A 22,756-nucleotide genomic window follows, 5' to 3' on the forward strand; every position below is an offset into this window, starting at 1 on the left:
GGGTTAGGAAGCAATATAAATTTTAAGACTAGGCGTAGCATGATAAAAAACTTGATAACTCGAATGAAGAAGCAGCACATCACATTTTTACTATTGTTCAAAATGCTTATAAAATTGATGCTCAACTTATAGGCTCTCTTGATTTTTCTCCATTGTTGCGAAGCGCTAAAGATATACAAAATTCAAAAACATTATTTTATGACTTCAGTGAAAATACATGTCTCGCTGTTTCGTTAAGCTTTTAGTCAGGTGCAGACCCTTGTATTATGGCGTTAGAGCGTCCACTAAATATTAAGGAGAGAATGGTGAGTCTATCTAAAATAACTTTTTTTGAACGCTTTGAAGCAAATATTCTTTCTGGTAAAAAGACGATTACAATTCGAGATGAATCGGAAAAAGACTATTATCCAAATAGTCTTGTGCAAGTCTCTACTTATGAAAATGATCGTTGGTTTTGTGCCTTAAAAATAAAAGATGTACAAGCCATCGCATTTAGTCAGCTTATAGATTTTCATGCAAAACAAGAAAATATGCCACTTTCAGAGCTCAAAGCGGTGATCCAAAATATTTACCCAAATGTAGAAAACTTGTATGTAATTTCATACGAATTGGTTGATTAGAAGGTATAGCATCTGCATCATCTATATATTACAAGCTACTGCGTCACCAATATTAACCAAACACTCATTGTAAATATGCTCAAATGACTCTAAATATTTGATTGAATTACATTGGGTGCCAGTTTAAAAGAGTGTTGACAAAATTTATTTGTTTACCCATCGAAAAAGAGAATTTATGTTTACAGGAATAGTTCAATCTATAGCTAAGATAGCTGATGTCACGGATAAAAATGGTATTAGAACATTTGTTATGGATTTCAAAGCAGGGTTTTGCACTGATTTAGACATCGGGGCCAGTGTGGCTGTGGATGGAGTGTGCTTGACTGTGACACAGTTAGTGTCTGATATTAGAGTGAAATTTGATGTAATGCTGCAAAGTCTTCTGATTACTACATTAAGTGAGTATGAAAAAGGTACTCTAGTCAATGTAGAAAGAGCAGCCAAAGATGGTGCTGAAATTGGTGGTCACCCTTTATCTGGCCACGTTGACTTTAAAGTTTCAATTATCAATATTAATCACATTGAAGACAATTATTGTATTCGTTTAGGGTTATCAAAAGAATGGAAACGTTATGTTTTTCCTAAAGGTTATATCGCTTTAAATGGCGCAAGTTTGACTATTTCAGAGGTAAACAAACAAGAGGAGTGGTTTGAAGTTTGGCTGATCCCAGAGACGCGAAGAATGACAGTATTTGAAGCTAAGGTTGTAGGCGATCGCATTAATGTTGAAATTGAGCGTGGTACTCAAGTGATTGTGGATACGGTGCGAGATACTCTGCAAGAAAGTTTAGGCCCTTTGTTACCCCTTTTTGAAAAGCTACTTGTAGAGCAGGGGGTGGATATCGATTCCTTGGGGCATAATACAACGGACCTTATAAACCAGAAAAATTAACAGGCCATAAAAATTAACAAAAGACGGCTACGTCTTGATGACTTTTCTTGAATACTAAGCAGCAGTTCCGGAAAAGTTGTTAGAATAGCGGAACCTAGACCACGTCGCGTTTACATTCTTTGGTGTAGGTTTTATAAGTTGTCTATTAGCTGTCATATTGGATACTCCTAAACGACAATTAAGGGAATATTGTCAGTAAATTGTCGCTTATTAATAGTGTCCGTTAGATTACGGCAGCTTCAAACTGCACCCCAACAGACATCATATCGAACATATTAATCAATCCAAGGAACGTTTATCTATGTCATTTGGCTCATTAGGCTTAAGTGATGAACTGTTGAAAACCGTTGAAGAACAAGGTTATTCAACGCCATCACCAATACAAATTAAAGCTATCCCAGCGGTGCTTAGTCAGCGTGATGTTATGGCAGTGGCGCAAACGGGTACCGGAAAAACAGCTAGTTTTACATTGCCTATGCTGCAGCTATTGTCTGGTGACGCTATTCCCAGTGGGGCTATGCAGAGAGGCCCAAGTCTCCAAGCTAAACATGTGCGTGCCTTAGTTATTACACCAACCCGTGAGCTTGCGGCTCAGGTTGCTTCGAGTGTTAAAAACTATAGCCGCCATCTGAATATTCGCTCTGGGGTCGTGTTTGGTGGGGTGAGGATTGAGCCGCAGATATCCGAACTGCAAGGTGGTTTACATATGCTGGTTGCAACGCCTGGTCGTTTGATTGATCTCTATAATCAACAGGCCATTAACTTTGATGAGCTTGAGATCTTGGTATTGGATGAGGCTGATCGGATGTTGGATTTGGGATTTATCGACGATATCCGTCACATCCAAATGTTGTTGCCGCCCAAACGTCAAACCTTGATGTTTTCTGCGACCTTTTCTAGCGAAATCAAGTTGCTTGCTAAAGGAATGTTAAATAATCCACTTTTGATTGACGTGGCTACTGCGAACAGCACTGTCGATAAGGTGCAACAAAAAATACACCCAATAGACAAAGAGCGTAAGGGTGAGGTGTTAATTCACCTGATTAAAAAGAATAAATGGCATCAAGTTTTGGTTTTTAGTCGCACCAAACATGGTGCGGATAGTTTGGTATTGCAGCTGGAAAAAGCAGGTATTAATGCCGCATCAATCCATGCCAACAGAAGCCAGCATGCACGCACACTTGCCTTAGATGGTTTTAGGAATGGGAAGGTTGTGGTTTTGGTTGCCACTGATATTGCCTCCAGGGGCATCGATGTCAGTCAATTGCCCTGTGTGGTTAACTTTGATCTCCCTTATGTACCAGAAGACTATGTGCATCGCATTGGTCGTACTGGTCGTGCTGGCCACTCTGGTCTCGCTATTTCATTGTTCAGTGAGGATGAGTCTAAGCAGTTACAATCTATTGAACGTCTCATCGGCCATAAGTTTAAACTTGAGATCATTCCAGGATTTGCCCCCAGTAAAAAAGCGCCTGTAGTTTCATCGGATGATGATGACGAGTATGGTAACTTTGAGGCAGATACTAAGCCCCAACGTCGAGGCCAATCACAAGGTCGCGGAAGGCGAGGCCGTAAATAGTCTAATCGAAATAATCAAATGTTAAAGTAGGTTAAGGTACCGTTTTTCTTCTCATTTTTTTTTCTACTAGTTATTCAGAGTTCAGGTTAGTTATTCAAATTAACGCTAGAGTGATGTGCACATCAGTCTAGCGTTAAAAAGGTATTGATTAATTTGCCCTTTAAATTTGCTACTGTGGCAACGAAATTAGACAATAGGGGAATAACAAAACAACGTACCCTAAAATAATGTCAGAATTAACCAAACGTTTTTATGGAAAATAGTTATACACCCGGAACACATCTGCTTGTCGATCTATACCAAGCAAACCACTTAAGTGATAAGCGTGTCATTGAAAAAGCGTTACTGGAAGCCGCAGACGCTTGTAACGCTAAAGTATTGCAAAAGCACTTTCACAGTTTTGGAGGAGAACAAGGCATTACCGGCATGTTGTTACTGGCCGAATCCCACATAAGCATTCATACCTGGCCTGAAAGCCACTTTGCCGCCATAGATATATTTATGTGTGGCAACTGCGATCCGGCTCTAGCCATAGCGCCCATTAAGAAATATTTATGTCCCAAAAGTGTTGACGTGCGTGAGTTTGACAGAGGCACTTCATTAAACCAATTATCCTCAACAGATGGGGTTATTTGAGATGTCGGATGCGCAAACTGCTTTGCCACAACAACAATCTAAACAGAGACAATACGCTACTTTGATCTATGCCGCATTTATCGCCGGCTTATGTTCGATTATTTATGAACTACTGATTGCCACCACTGTGTCTTATTTTATGGGCGACAGTGTGAAATTTTTCTCACTCACCATAGGGTTATATATGGCCGCAATGGGTTTTGGTTCTTATATATCCAAATTCATTACGGATAAACTATTACAACGATTTGTCATCGCCGAGATCCTGCTCGGGCTCATCGGTGGTATCAGTATCCCACTGTTATATTTTACCTATACTACCACCGCATTATTTTACCCAACGTATGTTGTACTCACCTTATGTATTGGTTTCCTCATTGGGTTGGAAATCCCTTTTCTAACCAGGTTAATGGAGAATTATCAGGTACTTAAATCCAATATTGCTAATATTTTATCCTTAGATTATTTGGGTGCATTAATTGCTACCATTGCATTTCCGTTCTTTCTTTTACCTGTTATGGGTATTTACCAATCATCTTTGTTGTTTGGGCTTATCAATATGTCCATTGCAGCAGTCGTTTTGTATGCTTACAGAAAAACACTCGGCAAAACCGGCAAAAAACTTCAATTCTTAGCCGCGGCTATGAGTGTCGTTATTGTGGTTATGTTAGTGTTTTCCAGTCAGACTCTAAAGGAATGGGATCAAATGCTCTATAACGGGCGTATCGTGCATAGTGAACAAACCCCGTACCAAAAAATAACCCTGACCAAAAGCAAAGATGATCTACGACTGTACTTAAATGGTGTTTTACAGTTTTCATCTGTGGATGAGTACCGATACCATGAGTCATTAGTAATGATGCCTATGACCTACGCCGATAAACCAATTAAACGGGTATTGGTGTTAGGCGCAGGCGACGGATTAGCGGTAAGAGAACTTCTCAAGTATCCAGAAATCGCACAAATTGTTTTAGTCGATTTAGATGCCCGAATGACGGCATTAGCCAAGAATAATCCCCATTTACTAGACATTAATTTAGGAAGTTTAGGGAACCCAAAAGTACAGGTTGTGATTGCGGATGCTTTTGTTTTTCTTGAGCAAAACAAGCAAGCTTTTGACCTTATCATTAACGATTTACCCGATCCCAATACCATTGCACTTTCTCGATTGTACAGTAAGCAATATTACCGATTAGCCAGAGCAAACTTAACGTCTGATGGACTAATGGTGACCCAGGCTACCAGCCCATTTTTTGTTAAACCTGCATTTTGGAGTATTGCAAAAACCATAGAAGCCGCAGGTTTTGATTACACCTATCCTTATCACACAAATGTGCCCTCTTTTGGCGATTGGGGGTTTGTACTCAGCGCCTTACAACCCATAAATTTCATACCTAAACGCCCCGTAGAAAACAGCCTGTTTTTAACCCACGAAACTATGCCGTCTCTGTTTGTCTTTGAAAAAGATATACAAGAAATCGACGTTGAAATTAATCAAATTGATAAACCTGTTGTATTAGATTATTACCTCAATAGTTGGCGTTATTTTAGTGATTAAAATATCCATATTCATTTTTATCCATTAAAAAGGATAATCAGATGGTCGCTCCAAAATTCGGCGTCAATGGGGCAAAAGGGTTCGTAAACTGTAAGAGAGTAATAATGTTTCATACTGGTTTGAACTGAATTCAATAGCTGGAACAGAACTCAAGTAATAAAGTGTCATATTAAACAGCTCAAATGTTCCCAGGCTGTGTTAAAACTATTAGAAGTTAGAACTTGATGAATTAATTCTCCAAAAAGCCTAATATTTTGAAGTAAAATTTTATCCTAAAGCCCACATGCACCGCTAAATCGACAACTTAATAAATGTAATTACCCACCGCTCATCAAGAATTCGACTTTTCACACAGCCATCGCTCATTGCCGCTCGTCAGGTTTAACAGGTAGCGCGGTATAAATGGAAGAAGAGGGGGGCAGCGGATTGCACTAAAGTAACAGTTAGAATTGGTCGCGATTAGTGCTCGGGATAGGTAAGATTGAGGGCTGACTAATCCAACTTAGCTCGCTGGTTTTTGTTACTATTGCTGTCAGATGAATTATTGACAGTAGCTAACCTGTTCGTTCTACCGAGAGAAAAATTGTGATTAAAATTGTATTAAGTTGCGCGGCATTCAGTGCCATGTTGTCGGTGGTATTGGGCGCATTTGCGGCCCATGGTCTTAAAAGCAAGTTATCTGAAACATTGTTAAACACCTTTCAAACTGGTGTGCAGTATCAGATGTATCATAGCCTTGCCCTCATTTTATTAGTAATTTTGTATCGTCAAATGCCTCAAGCATTGCTGGTATACAGCGCAGGTTTTATGTTCGCGGGTATTCTTTTGTTTAGCGGCAGTTTGTATATGTTGGCGCTCACCCAAATAAAATGGTTTGGCCCTGTGACCCCCCTAGGAGGCGTCTGTTTCATTATTGGTTGGGCACTGCTGATAGCAGCGACCTTAAAAGGAGCGAATTAAACAATGGCCGGATTATTATTGTATTGCCGTAGTGGATTTGAGAACGATGTGGCGAATGAAGTTCAGGAGAAAGCCAGTCAATTGGATGTGTTTGGTTATTCAAAAAGCCAAGCTAACAGTGGTTTTGTTTTATTTACTTGTTATCAAGAAGAGCATGCGGAGCTATTAGCTAACAAATTAGCGTTTAATAAACTGATTTTTGCCCGCCAACAGTTTGCTTGTAAACAAGTGATTGAGGATATGGACGTGGCGGATCGTATTGGGCCACTTTTAGCTGCATGTGAAGGATTTCCGTTATGTGGTGAGTTACGGGTTGAATATGCCGACACAACCGTTGGCAGAGAGCTATCGAAGTTTTGTAGAAAGATAAGTGTGCCCTTTAGGCAAGCATTGCGGAAAAAGAACAAGCTAACGACTAAAGACAATATTAAAAAACCTGTATTACATGTGTTTTTCACAAAAACTGATAAGGCCTATATTGGTTATTCATTTACACACAATAATTCATCTTTGCCGTTAGGTATTTTACGTTTGAAGTTCCCCCATGATGCGCCAAGTCGTTCCACCTTAAAACTTGATGAAGCCTTTCAGACTTTTATTCCTAAAGAAGAACATGACGTTCGCCTGCAGGGTGGACTCTATGCCGTTGACTTGGGTGCTTGCCCTGGAGGCTGGACCTATCAACTTGTGCAGCGAGGTATGTTTGTGCAAGCTGTTGATAATGGTGCTATGGATGCAGCGCTAATGGAAACTGGGCAGGTGACCTATTGCCCTGAAGATGGGTTTAAATTTCAGCCTAAGAAGAAAAATGTTTACTGGTTAGTCTGTGACATGATTGAGCAACCGCAAAAGGTAGCAAAACTCATGGCTAATTGGGTGGCAGATGGCCGTTGTAAAGAGGCTATGTTTAATCTTAAATTGCCCATGAAGAAACGTTATGAGTCGGTTCAGGGCGCGTTAGGGATTATTGAAGAGGTCATGCAAGCTAACCAAGTAGGAAAATATTTATTACAAGCCAAGCACCTGTATCACAACCGAGAGGAAGTGACAGTGCATTTGAGGCTAAAATCAAAAAGTGTATAAGAGACATCTTCCGATGAAACTCATCGGAAGATAGTAGATAACCTGAGCTCTGGATAAGCCATACCGTCCAGCACCGCTATTATCACGCCTATCTTTGTTGAACTTGCTCTCAATAGCTCGCTATTCCTTCACAAGCTCGCCTCGATAAACGCAATAATAGCAGCACTGGATATATTTATTGGCCTTGTAAAACAATTATAAATACCTAACATACTGTTTTAGTTATAATTACTTTTAGGGTCGCGGCACATCTTATCCAGAGTTCAGGTTAGCTAGGAAACGACCTATTGATCTAAGGGGATATTAAATTCTTCTGACAATTCAAAATCGCCTGTGACTTCAGTCACCTTATCACCAACAAACGTAATGGTGAGATCTTTGCGAAAGTCTTCACCACGCTGTTTCATGCCGCGTTTCATTTGATAAAGGTAGTACCAAGTATCGTGATCGAATGCATCTTCTAAAACAGGTTTACCCAGTACAAATACAACCTGTTCTTTGGTCATATCAATTCTAAGCTTTTTAACGTCTTTTTCATCCAAAAAGTTACCCTGGGGTACATCAATTCGGAAAATCCAATCAGCACAGGCTGATAACATCATAGTGGCGGTTAATATAACCAGTAAATTCTTAAACTTCATTGTTACTCAATATCTCAGCATGTGAAAAAGCGAAAACGGTAAATGTGAGAGTAACTCACACTTATTTGGCGAAGCATCCTAACCCAGCCGCGTTAGCGCAATCAATGCTTAATTGCTATGAATTACTGATTTGTAGCAATTCTCTGGCATTCGCTATCGCTGATTCGGTAAGAGTATCTCCTGCTAGTAGACGTGCCAACTCTTCAATTCGTTCATTTTCTTGTAAACAAATCATATGCGTTTCTGTGGTTTTTTTGTCACTGAACTTTGTAACAAACATTTGATTGTGCGCTCGAGCAGCTACTTGAGGTAGATGAGTCACACAAATCACTTGTGCACTTTCACCTAACTTACGTAATAACTGGCCTACCACTGATGCGGTTGAACCACTGATGCCGCTGTCAACTTCATCAAAAATCATGGTGGCAATATCGTTATTTCTAGAGCTAATCACTTGAATCGCCAATCCAATCCGTGACAATTCTCCGCCCGACACTACTTTCTCAAGGTTGTCCAAGGCTTGGCCTCTGTTAGTTGAGACGACAAACTGCACCGTATCTAAGCCAAGTTTGTTAGGTGTGCCTTGAGTCTGATGTTCAACATTTATTTTAAACACTGTTTCAGCCATGTTCATTTGGTGAATATGTTGTTCGACTTGCTTAGCAAATGATTTGGCGGATTTTTGTCTGGATAGGCTGAGTTTGTTGGCGATCTGATAATATTGTTGTTCTAGCTCGAATAGTTGAGTTTTTAATTCTTCTAACAATGAGTCGTCTTTAACTAATTCACTAAATTCAGTGGTGAGTTGTTGATGAAACTCATATAACGCCTCCGGTTGAACATTATGCTTTCTGGATAAATCTAATGCTTGAGAGTAACGAGCTTCGACATTTTGCATACGCATAGGGTCGATTTCAAGCTGTTCGCTATAAGCTCTTAATTCGTTAGCCGCTTCGTCTATTTGAATGCAGGCCTCAGCTAACATAGTCACAATAGGTGCAAGGCTAGGATCATGCTGTTGTAACTCAGTTAAGCGGTCAACACTGTTTTGCACCGCCGACAAGGCATTAAACTCTTCTGCTTCGTAAAGTTGGTGAAAGCTAATTTGACTTTGTTCTAGCAATGTTTGGCTATGGCTGAGTTTTTTATGTTCTGTTTCTAGTGCAACAAATTCGTTTTCTGCTAAGGCATATTCGTCAAGTTCCTGGATTTGATACGACAATAACTGACTGCGATCTTCGCGTTGCTGCTGACCTTCCACTAAATTTTGATAGTCTTGTCGTTGGGTTCGCAGTGTGTGATAAGCATCTGCAACTTTATTCAATAAGGTGTCATGCTCTGCGTACTGATCAAGTAAGTTGCGTTGATTGTCACTTTTTAAAATCTGTTGATGGGCATGTTGCCCATGAATACTCAATAAAAATTGACCAAGATGTTTTAATTGTTGCAAGGGTACTGGTGTGCCATTCACAAAGGCTTTAGAACGCCCCTCAGAGGATATAACACGCCTTATCAATACTTCATCATCGTCTGTCAATTCATGCTCTTCAAGCCATTTCAGAGCGCCAGGTAGCTGCTTGACATTAAAACCAGCACATACTTCTGCTTTATCGGCGCCGGTACGCACCATGCTACTGTCTGCTCTGTCTCCCAAACATAAGCCTAATGCGTCAACCGAAATCGACTTACCCGCACCAGTTTCACCGGTAATGGCAGTCATGCCTTGGCTAAAATCAACGTCGAGTGTTTTAACAATGGCGAAATTACGAATGGATAAATGGGTAAGCATTTTTAATTCTCAATAAAAAAGACATACAAAAGCATGTTTAAATATACAGTAACTGTAAATATAAACATGCTTTTGCTCAGTGTCTAGTTATCTCTTAAAAAAAATACTCGAAGTGACTAATAAAGTTTACTGCCCCAGCCAAGTTTTGTGCGTAACACATTGAAATAGTTATAGTCTTTTGGGTGTATCAGAGACAACTTCGCAGGGTTTTTACATATAACAATTTCGTCACCGGGTAAGACTGTTAGCACAATATGGCTATCACAACTGACTTGCATATTATCTGTGTTTTCAGGGGACACTTTTAATTTTACTGTGCTTTTGGCATCGACTACTATGGGGCGACTACTTAATGTGTGTGGAAACATGGGTACTAAGGTTAACGCATCCAAGTTAGGAGTAAGAATTGGACCTCCACCGGATAACGAATAAGCCGTAGAGCCAGTTGGTGTCGCCACAATTAAGCCATCAGAGCGCTGACTGAACACAAAGTTATCATCCAGATACACTTCAAATTCCATCATATGTGCTACTTTGCCATGGTGAATTACCACTTCGTTTACCGCGGAGTCTTTGCTTTGTACTTTACCATCTCGATAGACTTCCACTTCTAACAAAAAACGTTGCTCTATTTGGCAATCGCCGTCAAAAATACTATCAAGTTGCGGTTCAAAGTCATCGGGGTTGATGTCGGTTAAAAAACCTAAGTTACCACGGTTAACACCTACTACAGCTACATTGAATTCCGCCAGTACTCTAGCTGCGCCAAGCATATTACCATCGCCACCGACCACTATGGCTAAGTCAGCTTGTTTACCAATTTCAGTTATATCTGCAGATTCAAAACCATTAGTATCTAATTTTTGTGCAGTGTTTGTTTCGACTAGTACCCGACAACCACGTTTAGTCAAATAGACTATTAATGCCTTGAGACTTAAATTTGCACCTTGATGTGCTTGTTTGCCAATTAAACCTACAGTTTTAAACTTCATTGAAAACAACATAAATAACGATTTGCCAGAGTATAACCATGAGAGAGTTTGAAAGTCATATTTTTAGTTTGGAATAATACTAATCAGTATAAATGATTGACTGGGAGATTTGATCCTCCATATAGTATGCTTAATAAATTAGTATACAACATATAAGAAGAGCACTAATAAATGGGGCCATTGATGTTAGATGTGTCAGGCTTTGAACTGACACACGAAGAGATAGATATCCTCGATCATCCTTTAGTTGGCGGGCTTATTTTATTCAGCCGTAACTACCACGACCAAAAACAACTATCTGACTTGGTTCGGCATATAAGAAGCGTTACGCGTAATGATATTGTCATTGCTACAGACCACGAAGGGGGTAGGGTACAGCGCTTTCGTCAAGGATTTAGTGATATTCCTGCAATGGGGAGTATTAACCTTAAAACGAATGAGAATATTCAACAATCAGGCTATCTATGTGAGCAATTCGGTTGGCTGATGGCAGCTGAATTATTGGCTTTTGATATCGATATAAGTTTTGCTCCAGTACTGGATATTCATGGTGTGTCAGCAGTGATTGGTGATCGTAGTTTTCACCAGCAACCCGATGTGATTGTGCAATTAGCCAGCGATTTTATTAAAGGTATGCACCGAGCTGGCATGTCTGCCACCGGTAAACATTTCCCTGGACACGGTAATGTTCTTGAGGATTCCCATGTTGCTATGCCAGTTGATAAACGCAGTCGTGAGGAAATATTTGCCCTCGATATGGCAATATTTAAGTCTATTCATCAACAAGGGTTATTGGATGCGGTGATGCCAGCCCATGTTATTTATCCAGATGTAGACGATTTACCCGCAGGTTTTTCACAACAGTGGATTAAACAGATCTTGCGCCAAGAACTGGATTTTAATGGGGTAGTATTTTCTGATGACTTGTCAATGCAAGGTGCGGTACAAATGGGGAATATTGTAGAGCGTGCCGAGTTGGCTATAGAAGCCGGTTGTGACATGGTGTTGGTATGCAATGATCCAAAGGGGGCAGTTAAGGTGATTGATGGTTTACCCTCAGGTATGAGCCTGCATAAAAATAGTCTAGAAAGAATTAAACGCCTCAGGAAAAAGACTAGTGTTGATTTTTCTAATCTGAAAAAGACTACTGAGCATCAAGTCGCTAGCAAAGTATTAGACCAATTTTATGCAAACTAATAACAAGCTAATTTTACTCTCGGCTATTAGTTCATCTGTGCTGTATTTTGGACTAATAGCTGTTGGTCAGCCACACCTGATTGCCTCTACAGCGTCTATCACGCTGTTTACTGCCATGTTATGGGTCACTGAAGCGTTACCTATTCCTGTGACCTCGCTTATCCCCTTTTTTGGTTTTCCTATGGCGGGGGTGTTGACCCATAAAGAGTCTGCATCGGCGCTGGGCAGCCACGTTATTTTATTGTTGATGGGCGCGTTTATGCTTTCAAAGGCATTGGAAAAGTCCAATGTGCATAGTCGATTGGCTTTTTACTTAGTTAATCTCACGGGCGGTAAAAGTGCTAAACGTTTGGTGTTCGGCTTTATGTTGACCGCCGCCATTTTAAGTATGTGGATTTCTAATTCAGCCACTACCTTAATGTTATTACCTATCACCCTGGCAGTACTACAACATGTAAAAGATCCTAAGCTAACTATTGCTATGCTCCTAGGCATCGCCTATGCGGCAAGCCTAGGGGGCGTAGGCACGCCTGTAGGTACTCCACCGAACATTATTTTTATGAGTGTTTACCTTGAAACCCAAGGCAAAGAAATCAGCTTTCTAGAGTGGATGAAAACGGGTGTACCTATAGTTGTTATTGGTATACCCGTTATTGCTTGGTGGTTAACTCGCAACTTAACAGATACTCAAGAGTATGTTTTACCCAAATCAGGGGCTTGGCAACCGGCTGAAAAGCGGGTGTTGATCACCTTTGTGATGGTAGCACTGGCTTGGATGTTTAGACCTTATTGGACAGTATGGTTAAATATGCCGAGTATTGGCGACAGTAGTATTGCTCTGGCCGGCGTTGTTTTGATGTTTTTGATTCCTAATGGGAATAAGATTGAAGAATCAGCCACTGCAGTAAAGGATAGTCAATTTGGTGAAGTGGCCGAAAAAGCCAAATCAGACAAATTACTCGACTGGGAGACGGCCGTCGCCATTCCATGGGGCATGTTGTTATTATTCGCAGGTGGCATTTGTATCGCAAAAGCATTTTCTGCTTCAGGGTTAAGTGCCTTAATGGGGGATGGTTTGACAGGTTTATCTGACTTACCCGTACCTTTGTTAATTTTATGTATTTGTTTGTTTGTGACTTTCTTAACTGAAATCACTTCAAATACGGCGACTGCCACCTTATTGATGCCGATTCTCGCCGCCGCAGGTGTTGCCGCTGGGATTGATCCCGCGTTAATGATGATGCCAGCCGCCATCAGTGCTAGTTGCGCTTTTATGTTGCCGGTGGCCACTGCACCTAATGCCATAGTATATGGGATGGATAAATTCAGTATTAAAACCATGGCCAGAGAAGGCTTAATGCTTAATATTTTCTTGGCGTTTATTATTACTGGGGTGAGTTACCTGACTTTGTCTTAATGTAATACTGCTAGTTTTGAACCAATATTATCTTGTGGTTGAATTAGCTATCTAATACCAAACTACAATCTCATGATGTCGAATGGCAGATTCGTGCTGCTGATGTAAAACAGTACCGCGTGAACGGTAAATATGGCGTTAGGGAACAAAAAAGGTTGGACTTATTTAAATAAATCCAACCTTTAACACCATAGTTATTTTAATACAGATACTGATATTCAGAATTTTATGTAGCTACTCACAGTCAGGTAAAACTTTATTATCAATTTTTAGCTCTTTGCCAATTTTAACAAGCTCAACTGTTTCACTGTCACAAAACAAATATGGTTTATCCACCAAGATTTTCATTATTTCAAATAAATAATATACGCTCAATTTCTGTCCTTCAACTGTGGGCATTTGACCAACTTGCATCATTTGAAGAACCCCAATATTAACTTTCGTTTGCCCTTGGTAAAATATGAACTGTTGATAAGCTAACAGGTAAAATGAAAGTAACCCTGTTACCAATACACCAAGCAAAAAATACTTAACTTTTATCATAACTTACTGTTCCTCATCTAAGTCAAATTGTCACTAAATATAGGAAAAAGTGATACTAGAAATTTCTCCGTTAACTCTTGTGACCCACATCCACATTTCGCAAGATGTACCCCCACTAACAGTACTTGAGGTTGCATAATATGACCCACCCGTTGGAGCAGAAGCATAAACGCTATTATTACTGATAGCTCCATCAGCGCCTACAATCGAGTCAGGAACAGGGGTAAAAGACTTTGGTGGCGTAAAAGCCCCTTCTAGCAAGGATTCGTAAAGGATTGAAGTACCATCAGGAAAGTGAACCAAAAACCTTATGGTTTTGGTAATACCAAATATTTTATAAAACAAGATTGAGGTAGTGTTTGTCGCAAAGAAAGCTTGTCCTTCTGGAGTTCCTCTTAAAAAGGTTGATAATATCCCACATAATCCATATGTTGCAGAACCACATTCTTCTAGCAAAACATGGTTTTCAGGTATATGCACACTAATGGGTTTCTTCAAGGATTGAATAAGCTCAGAAACATTCGATTCCATTACAGCCGTTTCTCTCACTGAGCTTATTAAATATGCGGTTCCGGCACCGAAGTTATTGGCATCTTGAACAACGTCCAATTCTATATACCAGATTTTGGTATTTATTGAGGTGTTTATAACAATTGTATTCCAATGGCCTTCTGGGGCTGTCGACATATAGGATATTGCCGTATTTTCAAAATCCGTTTGAGTGCTGCAGGAATTGCATTCAATTGTTATTTCTTGGGTGGCGTAAGCACTATGGGAATATACGGCGGAAATAATATAGAGTAACGCGGATAGGGTGATTAACTTGAACTTATACAACATGATTATTTCCTTAAATAACTAAATTTTGAAAGTTTAATCTACAGCTTCAAAACCATCTGATTTTAGACCTGAACTTAAAACTAAGTTATAGGCATTTAAAATTTACATGCTTCTCCATTTAACTCAGGTTGATTTTAAAGGAGTATGAATAATTGCCAAGTTTAACAATCGATTAGGTATTTGTTTTTCCACAAAACGGCGATTATACCGATAACAAAACTCATTCAAGTATTCTTGTAAGTAATTACCCGTAACGCCATGAAACGTGCCCAACAAAAACGTTTTCAAATTACCTATCGCGATATGAACCCAAGGCAACCATTCGTCTACCTTTTCACTTGGCGTGACTCTTGGCTCATGTTGCTGTGTTTTATCTATAATATTTAACGCAGGATAAGCATCCGTTCTGACATGCTGATTAGCTAAAAGGTGATGTGATACAAATTCTTTTACTGTTTTAAAATTCACATTTTTAACCGCTTTCATTGCGATAAACCCTGCCTTTTTATGCTTGTTTTCACATGCTATGATAATGGGGGTTTTCCCTTCTGCTCCACGACCACGCTTGCCTTTGTGCTTACCGCCAACAAAGGCATCATCTAACTCTATTGTGCCCGACAATCGGTAGAGGCTATCCCTGTGTCCCATAGCCGCTCTCACTTTCGTTAACATAAGCCGAGCAGTCTTCCAATTCACTTCAATAAGCTTGCTTAGCCTTAACGCTGAAATACTGCCTTTGTCTGAGCCTATAAAATACAGTGCCCAAAACCATTTGAGTAACGGTAGATGACTACCATGAAATAAAGTACCTGACATCACCGATGTTTGCTTATGACAATGGCTGCATTCGGTTAATTCTCGGCAGTGAAGGTCAATCCCATTGTCGTGACCACATTGAGGACACATAAACCCATTAGGCCACTTCATTTCCTTCAGATACTGGAGACAATCTTTATTCGTTCTGAATTGCTGTTGCCACGTTAAAAAACTGGCTTCTGGCGTGTTCATGTTCGAACTCCCTTAAACTGTTTATTTTCATATACAGTTTAGTTCATGCCTGAGCAAAGTGGAGAAGCATGTAAAATTTATTAAGCCGCAAATGAATTGAAGTCTAGTATCCAATTTAAAACAGTACTGGGTAAATTATTTTACGCAAACTTTATTTACCATTCAGCTAAATATGTAATTGAAAAAGCCACTGTTTTGACCAACTCATAGAGAAATTTGCAAAAGCTATATATTGATGAGGGATGTCGCTTTGTATGCTATTTAAGGTCAATATGGACTCCTTAGGGTTATTTATGCTCCATGATTGCAAAGGCCTTTTCTGCCTCAGGGTTAAGTGCCTTAATGGGAGAAGGCTTATCAGCCTTGCCAGTTCCCTTGCTTATTCTATCTATCTGTTTGTTTGTGACTTTTTTAACTGAAATCACTTCAAATACTGCTACCGCCACCTTATTGATGCCAATACTCGCCGCCGCAGGTGTTGCCGCTGGGATTGATCCCGCGTTAATGATGATGCCAGCGGCCATCAGTGCTAGTTGTGCTTTTATGTTACCTGTAGCCACTGCACCTAATGCCATCGTCTACGGTATGGATAAATTCAGTATTAAAACTATGGCCAGAGAAGGTTTGATGTTGAATATATTTTTGGCATTTATCATTACGGCTGTGAGTTACGTGACCTTATCCTAACTTAATACTTCTTTTTCTAAGCTGCTCTTACCTTGGTCATAATTGATATATTTAATCAATTTGTCGTTTGTTACTAAAGATATAACATATTTCCTTTTGCATCATATTTGCGCAATAAACCTCCAGATTAGTGCATCTTTATCTGAGACTTCAACCTAGATCCTTATAAATAAAGGCTTAACAAGGCTGGCATTAATTCTGCTATATGCTTTGTGTACAGCACTTTCTTCTGTATTCCCAATTATTACGATATTGCTAAGGGGCGTCATGGAAGTTGAACTGTTGTTGTTTGTAGGCACGTTATGTGTAGCGGGTGCAATTGCGGGAATTACGGCTGGATTGTTTGGAAATGGCGGTGGATTTGTGGTGGTACCTGCGTTGTTGGCGGTTTTTCCTTTTTTTAGTGAATCATCGGGGGAACTCATTAAGGTCGCTATCGGTACCTCATTAGCATCAATTGTTGTGTCTAGTGCGCGTTCTGTGCAAGCACATAAAAAAATGAACGCTGTTGATTTTGCAATATTGAAAGACTGGTCAGTCTGGTTGGTTATTGGGGTGTTGATTGGCTTATATATCGCCTCGAAGACAAGTCCAGAAAGTTTGATCCTGGTGTTTGCAACGGGGGTTTTATTTTATTCAATATACTTTTTGTTTCCTGGGCTTTTTAAAAGTTCATCAAGCACCTTAAGTATGCCCCAAGGACCATTTAAAGTCGGGTTAGCCTCTTTTTTAGGAGGGTTTTCAGCGTTACTTGGTATAGGCGGCGGAACGATTACTGTTATGACAATGGTGATCTGTAATCGCAGTGTTCACCAAGCAGTAGCAACGGCTGCAGGTGTCGGTTTTATTATTGGTTTACCAGGAGCAATTGGATTCTTGCTGATGGGGCACAACGTCAATAATCTTCCATACGGTACCTTTGGCTACATCAATCTACCTGCACTTGTTGCCATTAGTGCGGGGTCAATCTTAACAGCACCTATAGGTGCTAAATGGGCGCATAGTTTGGACGAGGTCAGTCTGAAGAGAATGTTTGGACTTTACTTAGTCGTGGTGTCCATTTCTATGTATTACAAAGCATTTTAAAATTAATGAGAGACAACTAAAGGGTGACCACATGACAGACAATTTAAGTAGACGATTATTTTTACGAGGGACTATAGCAACAGCTTCTGCAGTTGCCGCAGGTGGATTGGTTTCTTTGTCGGGTAATGCACTAGCGGGCCAACATCTCGCACCAGTTATTAACTATGGTCCAGGTGCGGGCATTGCCAAACTTAACGCTAATGAAAATCCTTATGGGCCAAGCCCAGGTGCAATGAAAGCGATCATGCAAGCTAGTACTAAGGGAGCATACTATGCTTCTGAGCCCTACAAAGTACTGGTTGATATGATAGCCGAGAAAAATGGCTTAAGTAACAGCCAAATTTCATTGAGTGCGGGTTCCAGTGGCGTATTGTCTTATGCTGCTAACGCAGCCTCTACAAAAGGTTTAATACTTGGACCCGATTTATTTTGGGATACCACTGCTAAGGCGCCACAAAAAACCGGTGGTGCAAAAATCAAACGCATAGCTAAAACCACTGATCTAAGTATTGATCTAGACGCCATGTATGCCGCCATTGATGCTGATGTCGCTATGGTACATATCACCAATCCAAATAATCCTACTGGGCGTTTATTGGATGCTGGAAAGTTAAGAGATTTTTGTATTAAGGCTTCTAAGAAAACTTTAGTCTTAGTAGATGAAGCTTATAATGAAGTAACCGATATGCCTGAAAAAAACTCAATGGTGTCCTTGGTCAGAGAAGGGCATAACGTCATAGTGGCTAAAACTTTCTCTAAAATATATGGCTTAGCAGGTATGCGTGTCGGTTATATGATGGCATCTGAAGAAAATACCGCCAGTATTAATCGTTTTAGTTTAGGTGGGTATGCCATGAACCAAGCTGGATTAGCTGCGGCTATTGCGAGTTATAACGATGAAGCCTTTTTAAACATGTCCAAGTCAAAAATTGTTGAGGGACGGGAAATGGTGTTGGATGCCGTTAAGGCAAATGAATTAACGGCACTGCCTTCTTCGACTAATTTTGTATTTGTTGATTTGGCCCAAGGCAATGCAGAAATCTTTCGACAAAAAATGGCGGAACAAAATGTGTTAATTCGAGGTATTTATCAAGATTATAATCATTGGTCTCGTGTGAGTATGGGCATGATCCCTGACGTGCAAAAGTATGTAAATGCATTGCCCAGGGCTCTAGAACAAACCTTAGCCTTGTCTTAAGGCTCATACCTCAAAAGAGTATTTTTCCTCTCCAATTGCCCAAGGAATGGGCTTCTTTTGTTAGTCCTAATATTGTTTTACTGACAACTTGCATGGCAATACTGGCCACTCGTTTTGAATTATTCACTAACAGTACATCTCGGCTAAGCTCAGGTTGAGTAATAGTAATCGTTTTGACTTGTCTAGATTTCTCTAAATGAAATACTGCAGAAGACGGCAGGATCATCAGGCCTAGTCCATCGGTCACATAACGTAAATTGGTCATCAGTAATCCAAAATTTTGTTTATTCCAAATTCTAACCCCTGTCTGCGTTTCATAACGATTGAGCATTTGAACTAAGGGATCATTTTGGTTGGGCAAGATGATTTCAAATTCAGCGAGCTGTTTAAACTCAATAATGTCTTGTTTGGCAAGTTTCTCATATGATTTTGTATTTGGTTCAGTACCAACAACCAGATAAATATTCTCTTTAATCAGAGGTGTGCTGGAAAAATTCTTATCCAAGATGGTGTTTTCATAGGTAATGGCTAAATCAATTTGCCCATTGCTAAGACATTGGTTTAGAAAATCAGTGGTGCCGTAATGTAATGTGAGTTCAACATTTGGGTAGTTTTTCTGAATGGCTTGCGTGAGTGGTATCGCTAACACATTACATACTGCCTGAGCCATGCCAATGGATATTCGACCAGTGGGATTTGATTCAGCATCGACAATTTCGCTTTTAGCTATCCCCATTTGATGGACAATAGATTTAGCTCTTAGATAGAATTTTTCTCCACTTGTTGTGAGTCTAACGCCCCTAAAATCCCGTTCAAATAATTGCACTGATAATTCGTGCTCCAAACTAGAAATTTGCTGACTAATAGCCGGTTGAGCGATATCCAGTTCTTTTGCTGCACCTGTAATACTGCCTTTATCAGCCGTTTTGAGAAAGTACTTTAATTGTTTGCTATTCATATGGACTTCATACCTGCCAATCGAACTTTGCAACATAATTGTGCAATCGAGCCATTAATGCGCATTTAAATATTTTTCCCCATCCATTTAGCCGGTATTGGTAATACATTTAATTTAAGTAATTCAAGTACCGTGCCATTAAGCCGATCATAAGCCAGTGGTACGGCGGACTTCAGTGGGTATAAGCAAATTAGGGGGGGGCTATACAAAATTCGCATTATTGATTGGCATTTGTGTTGCTTTTTATCAGTAAGAAGCGGGGTTTATTGCTGTGCTTGTTACCTAAAAAGGTGCATTGCACTTGCGTAGTCCACATCGTTTCCAAATTGTGTATGAATCGCCGATTTAGAGCGTTGAAGCACTCAGGTTTAGGAATAAAACTATTGTTCACTATAAGAGGTTAAATATGCTCAAACTACATAAACTTAGTCTATCCATTCGTAGGACGCTGCCAGTTTTAGCTGCCACGTCTGGATTAGTCATGATGTCACCGAGCATTTATGCACAAGACTCAGAACAAACAGATGAAGTCAATTTTGAACAAATTGTTATCACAGGTTCAAGGGGGGTACCAAGGTCGGTAGCTGACTCTGCTGTGCCTGTGGACGTATTTAGTGAAGATGACCTAGTGTCTGTTTCTTTTACTGATACTAATGACATTTTAAAAACTTTGGTGCCGTCCTATTCTTTGTCCCGTCAGCCTATTTCTGATGGTGGATCTTTTATACGACCCGCAAGTTTACGTGGTATGCCAACAGATAAAACTTTGGTTTTGATTAATTCAAAAAGGCGTCACCGTTCTGCATTGGTTCAAATTGGTGGGTCGGGTACTCAAGGGCCAGATATCGCGACTATTCCATCATCTGCATTAAAAGGCGTGGAAGTGCTTCGTGACGGTGCTGCCGCTCAGTATGGTTCAGATGCTATCGCAGGTGTAATAAACTTTCAGTTGAAAGACAACGATGAAGGGGGGTCATTGTCAGTAGATTTGGGCCAATATTATGAGGGAGACGGTGAGCAATTCACAGTTACCGGTAACATTGGTTTTGCCCTTGGTGATAAAGGCTTCTTTAGCCTGTCAGGTGAAATTTCAGATTCAGCCTCAACGTCTCGTTCAGAACAGTATTGTGAAAGTTGGGCGTGTATGGATGTCAATGATGTTAATTTTTTAACCGGTGTCGACACCACATTATCGGGTTATTCTGAGGAAACATTTATCGCTGGTTTAGCTGACGCTAATTTAGGTGGTGAAAATGTAGTGCAACCCTGGGGACAACCCAACGCTTCAGCTACCCGATTGTTCTTCAACTCGGGGTATAATCTTAGCGATACCATGAAATTATATGCCTTTGGTAATTATTCCGACAGTGAAGGTGATGGTAGTTTTTATTATCGTTATCCGGGTAACGGAACCATTGAAGATATTCGCTTAGAAGACGGTTCACTGTATTCACCCCTTGTGAAGTTTCCTGGTGGTTTCACACCCAGATTTACGGGTGAAATAACCGATTTCTCATTATTAGCGGGGTTAGAAGGTGAATTGACTAATGGCATGACCTATGACTTTAGTGGTCGCTATGGTTCAAATGAAATTCAATATACCTTAGAAAATACAATCAACCCTTCTATGGGGCCTGATTCGCCTACTTCATTTCGCCCAGGTGATTTGATTAACGAAGAACTTCAATTTTCTGCTGACTTTACGCAATTTATTGATGTGGGATTTGCATCGGAATTAGTTTTTGCCTTTGGTCTGACTTATATGGAAGAAAGTTATGAGTTAGTGGAAGGGGATGAGGATTCGTATAGTGTAGGAGCATATTCAAGTCCTGACCCACATGGTTTCTGTAATGATGGTTCAGCTACCAATAATGGTTTGGCAGTGATTTTAGGTGGTTCTACCTTAGACTGTTCAGATCCTTCTGACGCGGTGTACCGAGCTGTAGGAGTAGGGTCTAACGGTTTCCCAGGATATTCACCGGAATATTCAGGCTCTTACGAACGGGATATGGCTGGAATTTATGTAGATCTCAGCTCCGATATTACTGATGCGTTTTTTATACAAGGTGCCTTACGATACGAAGACTATTCAGATTTTGGTTCTGAATTAGTTGGAAAGATCGCCTTCAAATACAGTTTGACTGACGATATGAACTTACGTGGGTCTTTAGGAACTGGCTTTAGAGCTCCTACCCCAGGGCAGCAAGGTACTACAAACGTTTCTACTCGATTACCAAATGGTCTTCCTGTGGCTACAGGTCTTTTCCCTGCATTGAGTGATGTGGGTCAGGCTCTTGGGGCAGAAGCATTGAAACCTGAAACTTCTTTGAACTATAGCTTAGGTGTTTCTGGTAGTTTCGATGCATTAAGTCTTACTGTAGATTTTTATCGTATAGCACTAGATGACCGTTTTTATGCGGTATCGACAATCGATGTTTCTACTGATCCAGACTCAGGGGATGCGTATGACAAATATTTGGCTTTGGTCGCTGCCGGTGTTGATGGGGCAAATACTATAGGTGGCGTGAATTATTTCCAAAATGCTTTTGATACTGTCACAAATGGTATGGACATTGTGGCTACCTATACTATAGATGATACCGTTCTGACGGGATCATTAAACTACAACTCAACAGAAATTGATTCAGATGCATCAGCGTATTTAAATGGCGAAGATGAGTTTGATTTGGAAAATGCGCTCCCTTCGTGGCGTGGTGTATTATCAGCTAAGCATAGCTTTGACATGTTAAGTCTATTGATACGTGCAAATTTTTACGGCGCATATGAAAATGCTATTGATTCGGCAGCGACGTCAACACAAGAGTACGATGCTGGGGTGATGTTTGATTTAGAAATGAAATATCAACTTAATGATAGTGTGTCTCTGGCAGCTGGTGCGCGTAATCTGTTTGATACTTATCCAGATAAAGATGATGGGGACACCTGTTGTGGTGCCGTGTACTGGTCAGGTAATAATGTAGATTGGCAAGGTGGTTATTACTATGCACGATTGAACTATGTCTTTTAATATATCCATTGTTTGTTAGATTAAAAAGCCGTCATAAATGACGG

At 40.2% G+C, this 22,756-nt stretch carries 19 protein-coding genes and 1 pseudogene; 13 read left to right on the forward strand and 7 right to left on the reverse strand.

Annotated features, from left to right (window positions below; all coding sequences use genetic code 11):
• The first annotated feature begins 305 nt into the window (after positions 1-305).
• From yqfB to rlmM, 7 genes are all read left to right on the forward strand, one after another.
• The gene (gene yqfB, locus CXF95_RS23620; protein ID WP_198556685.1) at positions 306-620 is read left to right on the forward strand and encodes a N(4)-acetylcytidine aminohydrolase; all 315 of its coding nucleotides are present in this window, start codon (positions 306-308) and stop codon (positions 618-620) included.
• 175 nt (positions 621-795) lie between these two features.
• Positions 796-1,512, forward strand: coding sequence for a riboflavin synthase subunit alpha (locus CXF95_RS23625; protein ID WP_101200968.1), 717 nt, complete (start codon positions 796-798; stop codon positions 1,510-1,512).
• Positions 1,513-1,813: 301 nt separating this feature from the next.
• The gene (locus tag CXF95_RS23630) at positions 1,814-3,091 is read left to right on the forward strand and encodes a DEAD/DEAH box helicase (protein ID WP_101200969.1); all 1,278 of its coding nucleotides are present in this window, start codon (positions 1,814-1,816) and stop codon (positions 3,089-3,091) included.
• Positions 3,092-3,343: 252 nt separating this feature from the next.
• On the forward strand, positions 3,344-3,727 hold the full coding sequence (gene speD / locus CXF95_RS23635; protein ID WP_101200970.1) for an adenosylmethionine decarboxylase: 384 nt from the start codon (positions 3,344-3,346) through the stop codon (positions 3,725-3,727).
• Position 3,728: 1 nt separating this feature from the next.
• Entirely contained in the window at positions 3,729-5,285 is a 1,557-nt protein-coding gene (locus CXF95_RS23640; protein WP_232788006.1) for a polyamine aminopropyltransferase, read from the forward strand.
• A 588-nt stretch (positions 5,286-5,873) separates the two neighbouring features.
• Positions 5,874-6,245: a DUF423 domain-containing protein gene (locus tag CXF95_RS23645; RefSeq protein ID WP_101201014.1), complete on the forward strand. Its 372-nt coding sequence runs from the start codon at positions 5,874-5,876 to the stop codon at positions 6,243-6,245.
• 3 nt (positions 6,246-6,248) lie between these two features.
• Positions 6,249-7,328 (forward strand): 23S rRNA (cytidine(2498)-2'-O)-methyltransferase RlmM, encoded by a 1,080-nt coding sequence (gene rlmM / locus CXF95_RS23650; RefSeq protein WP_101200972.1) that lies wholly within the window; start codon positions 6,249-6,251, stop codon positions 7,326-7,328.
• Between the two features lie 284 nt (positions 7,329-7,612).
• Here rlmM and CXF95_RS23655 read toward each other — a convergent pair whose 3' ends face one another.
• The 3 genes from CXF95_RS23655 to nadK form a co-directional block, all read right to left on the reverse strand.
• Entirely contained in the window at positions 7,613-7,969 is a 357-nt protein-coding gene (locus CXF95_RS23655; protein WP_101200973.1) for an outer membrane protein assembly factor BamE, read from the reverse strand.
• A 115-nt stretch (positions 7,970-8,084) separates the two neighbouring features.
• Positions 8,085-9,758 (reverse strand): DNA repair protein RecN, encoded by a 1,674-nt coding sequence (gene recN, locus CXF95_RS23660; RefSeq protein WP_101200974.1) that lies wholly within the window; start codon positions 9,756-9,758, stop codon positions 8,085-8,087.
• Positions 9,759-9,874: 116 nt separating this feature from the next.
• A complete protein-coding gene (gene nadK / locus CXF95_RS23665) occupies positions 9,875-10,750 on the reverse strand; it encodes an NAD(+) kinase (protein ID WP_101201015.1) in 876 nt (291 codons plus the stop codon).
• A gap of 171 nt (positions 10,751-10,921) precedes the next feature.
• Here nadK and nagZ point away from each other — a divergent pair, with 171 nt between their 5' ends.
• Both nagZ and CXF95_RS23675 read left to right on the forward strand, forming a co-directional pair.
• The gene (nagZ, locus tag CXF95_RS23670) at positions 10,922-11,947 is read left to right on the forward strand and encodes a beta-N-acetylhexosaminidase (protein ID WP_101200975.1); all 1,026 of its coding nucleotides are present in this window, start codon (positions 10,922-10,924) and stop codon (positions 11,945-11,947) included.
• Positions 11,937-13,364, forward strand: a complete 1,428-nt coding sequence (locus CXF95_RS23675; RefSeq protein ID WP_101200976.1) for an SLC13 family permease — start codon at positions 11,937-11,939, stop codon at positions 13,362-13,364. Before nagZ ends, CXF95_RS23675 begins: the two co-directional genes overlap by 11 nt.
• 234 nt (positions 13,365-13,598) lie before the next feature.
• Here CXF95_RS23675 and CXF95_RS23680 read toward each other — a convergent pair whose 3' ends face one another.
• The 3 genes from CXF95_RS23680 to CXF95_RS23690 form a co-directional block, all read right to left on the reverse strand.
• On the reverse strand, positions 13,599-13,907 hold the full coding sequence (locus CXF95_RS23680; RefSeq protein WP_101200977.1) for a hypothetical protein: 309 nt from the start codon (positions 13,905-13,907) through the stop codon (positions 13,599-13,601).
• Positions 13,908-13,940: 33 nt separating this feature from the next.
• Entirely contained in the window at positions 13,941-14,747 is an 807-nt protein-coding gene (locus CXF95_RS23685; protein WP_101200978.1) for a hypothetical protein, read from the reverse strand.
• A 123-nt stretch (positions 14,748-14,870) separates the two neighbouring features.
• Complete coding sequence (locus CXF95_RS23690) at positions 14,871-15,755, reverse strand: IS1595 family transposase (protein ID WP_101197018.1); 885 nt, start codon at positions 15,753-15,755, stop codon at positions 14,871-14,873.
• Positions 15,756-16,040: 285 nt separating this feature from the next.
• Here CXF95_RS23690 and CXF95_RS23695 point away from each other — a divergent pair.
• The 3 genes and pseudogenes from CXF95_RS23695 to CXF95_RS23705 form a co-directional block, all read left to right on the forward strand.
• Positions 16,041-16,442 (forward strand): annotated as a pseudogene (locus CXF95_RS23695) (anion permease); the annotation flags it as partial.
• A gap of 267 nt (positions 16,443-16,709) precedes the next feature.
• Positions 16,710-17,528, forward strand: coding sequence for a sulfite exporter TauE/SafE family protein (locus CXF95_RS23700; protein WP_101200979.1), 819 nt, complete (start codon positions 16,710-16,712; stop codon positions 17,526-17,528).
• 31 nt (positions 17,529-17,559) lie between these two features.
• Positions 17,560-18,726 (forward strand): histidinol-phosphate transaminase, encoded by a 1,167-nt coding sequence (locus CXF95_RS23705; protein ID WP_101200980.1) that lies wholly within the window; start codon positions 17,560-17,562, stop codon positions 18,724-18,726.
• Between the two features lie 10 nt (positions 18,727-18,736).
• On the opposite strand, the gene CXF95_RS23710 is transcribed toward CXF95_RS23705, so the two are convergent.
• Entirely contained in the window at positions 18,737-19,684 is a 948-nt protein-coding gene (locus tag CXF95_RS23710; protein ID WP_198556686.1) for a LysR family transcriptional regulator, read from the reverse strand.
• A gap of 406 nt (positions 19,685-20,090) precedes the next feature.
• Here CXF95_RS23710 and CXF95_RS23715 point away from each other — a divergent pair, with 406 nt between their 5' ends.
• Complete coding sequence (locus CXF95_RS23715; protein WP_101200982.1) at positions 20,091-22,712, forward strand: TonB-dependent siderophore receptor; 2,622 nt, start codon at positions 20,091-20,093, stop codon at positions 22,710-22,712.
• Positions 22,713-22,756 lie beyond the last annotated feature (44 nt).

The sequence above is a fragment of the Paraglaciecola sp. MB-3u-78 genome (genome assembly GCF_002835935.1).
Lineage (GTDB): Bacteria > Pseudomonadota > Gammaproteobacteria > Enterobacterales > Alteromonadaceae > Paraglaciecola.

Coding starts and splice junctions, on each gene's coding strand:
- CXF95_RS23625 (WP_101200968.1), top strand. CDS start 796: ATGTTTACAGGAATAGTTCAATCTATAGCTAAGATAGCTGATGTCACG.
- CXF95_RS23630 (WP_101200969.1), top strand. CDS start 1,814: ATGTCATTTGGCTCATTAGGCTTAAGTGATGAACTGTTGAAAACCGTT.
- speD (WP_101200970.1), top strand. CDS start 3,344: ATGGAAAATAGTTATACACCCGGAACACATCTGCTTGTCGATCTATAC.
- CXF95_RS23640 (WP_232788006.1), top strand. CDS start 3,729: ATGTCGGATGCGCAAACTGCTTTGCCACAACAACAATCTAAACAGAGA.
- rlmM (WP_101200972.1), top strand. CDS start 6,249: ATGGCCGGATTATTATTGTATTGCCGTAGTGGATTTGAGAACGATGTG.
- CXF95_RS23655 (WP_101200973.1), bottom strand. CDS start 7,969: ATGAAGTTTAAGAATTTACTGGTTATATTAACCGCCACTATGATGTTA.
- recN (WP_101200974.1), bottom strand. CDS start 9,758: ATGCTTACCCATTTATCCATTCGTAATTTCGCCATTGTTAAAACACTC.
- nadK (WP_101201015.1), bottom strand. CDS start 10,750: ATGAAGTTTAAAACTGTAGGTTTAATTGGCAAACAAGCACATCAAGGT.
- nagZ (WP_101200975.1), top strand. CDS start 10,922: ATGGGGCCATTGATGTTAGATGTGTCAGGCTTTGAACTGACACACGAA.
- CXF95_RS23675 (WP_101200976.1), top strand. CDS start 11,937: ATGCAAACTAATAACAAGCTAATTTTACTCTCGGCTATTAGTTCATCT.
- CXF95_RS23680 (WP_101200977.1), bottom strand. CDS start 13,907: ATGATAAAAGTTAAGTATTTTTTGCTTGGTGTATTGGTAACAGGGTTA.
- CXF95_RS23685 (WP_101200978.1), bottom strand. CDS start 14,747: ATGTTGTATAAGTTCAAGTTAATCACCCTATCCGCGTTACTCTATATT.
- CXF95_RS23690 (WP_101197018.1), bottom strand. CDS start 15,755: ATGAACACGCCAGAAGCCAGTTTTTTAACGTGGCAACAGCAATTCAGA.
- CXF95_RS23700 (WP_101200979.1), top strand. CDS start 16,710: ATGGAAGTTGAACTGTTGTTGTTTGTAGGCACGTTATGTGTAGCGGGT.
- CXF95_RS23705 (WP_101200980.1), top strand. CDS start 17,560: ATGACAGACAATTTAAGTAGACGATTATTTTTACGAGGGACTATAGCA.
- CXF95_RS23710 (WP_198556686.1), bottom strand. CDS start 19,684: ATGAATAGCAAACAATTAAAGTACTTTCTCAAAACGGCTGATAAAGGC.
- CXF95_RS23715 (WP_101200982.1), top strand. CDS start 20,091: ATGCTCAAACTACATAAACTTAGTCTATCCATTCGTAGGACGCTGCCA.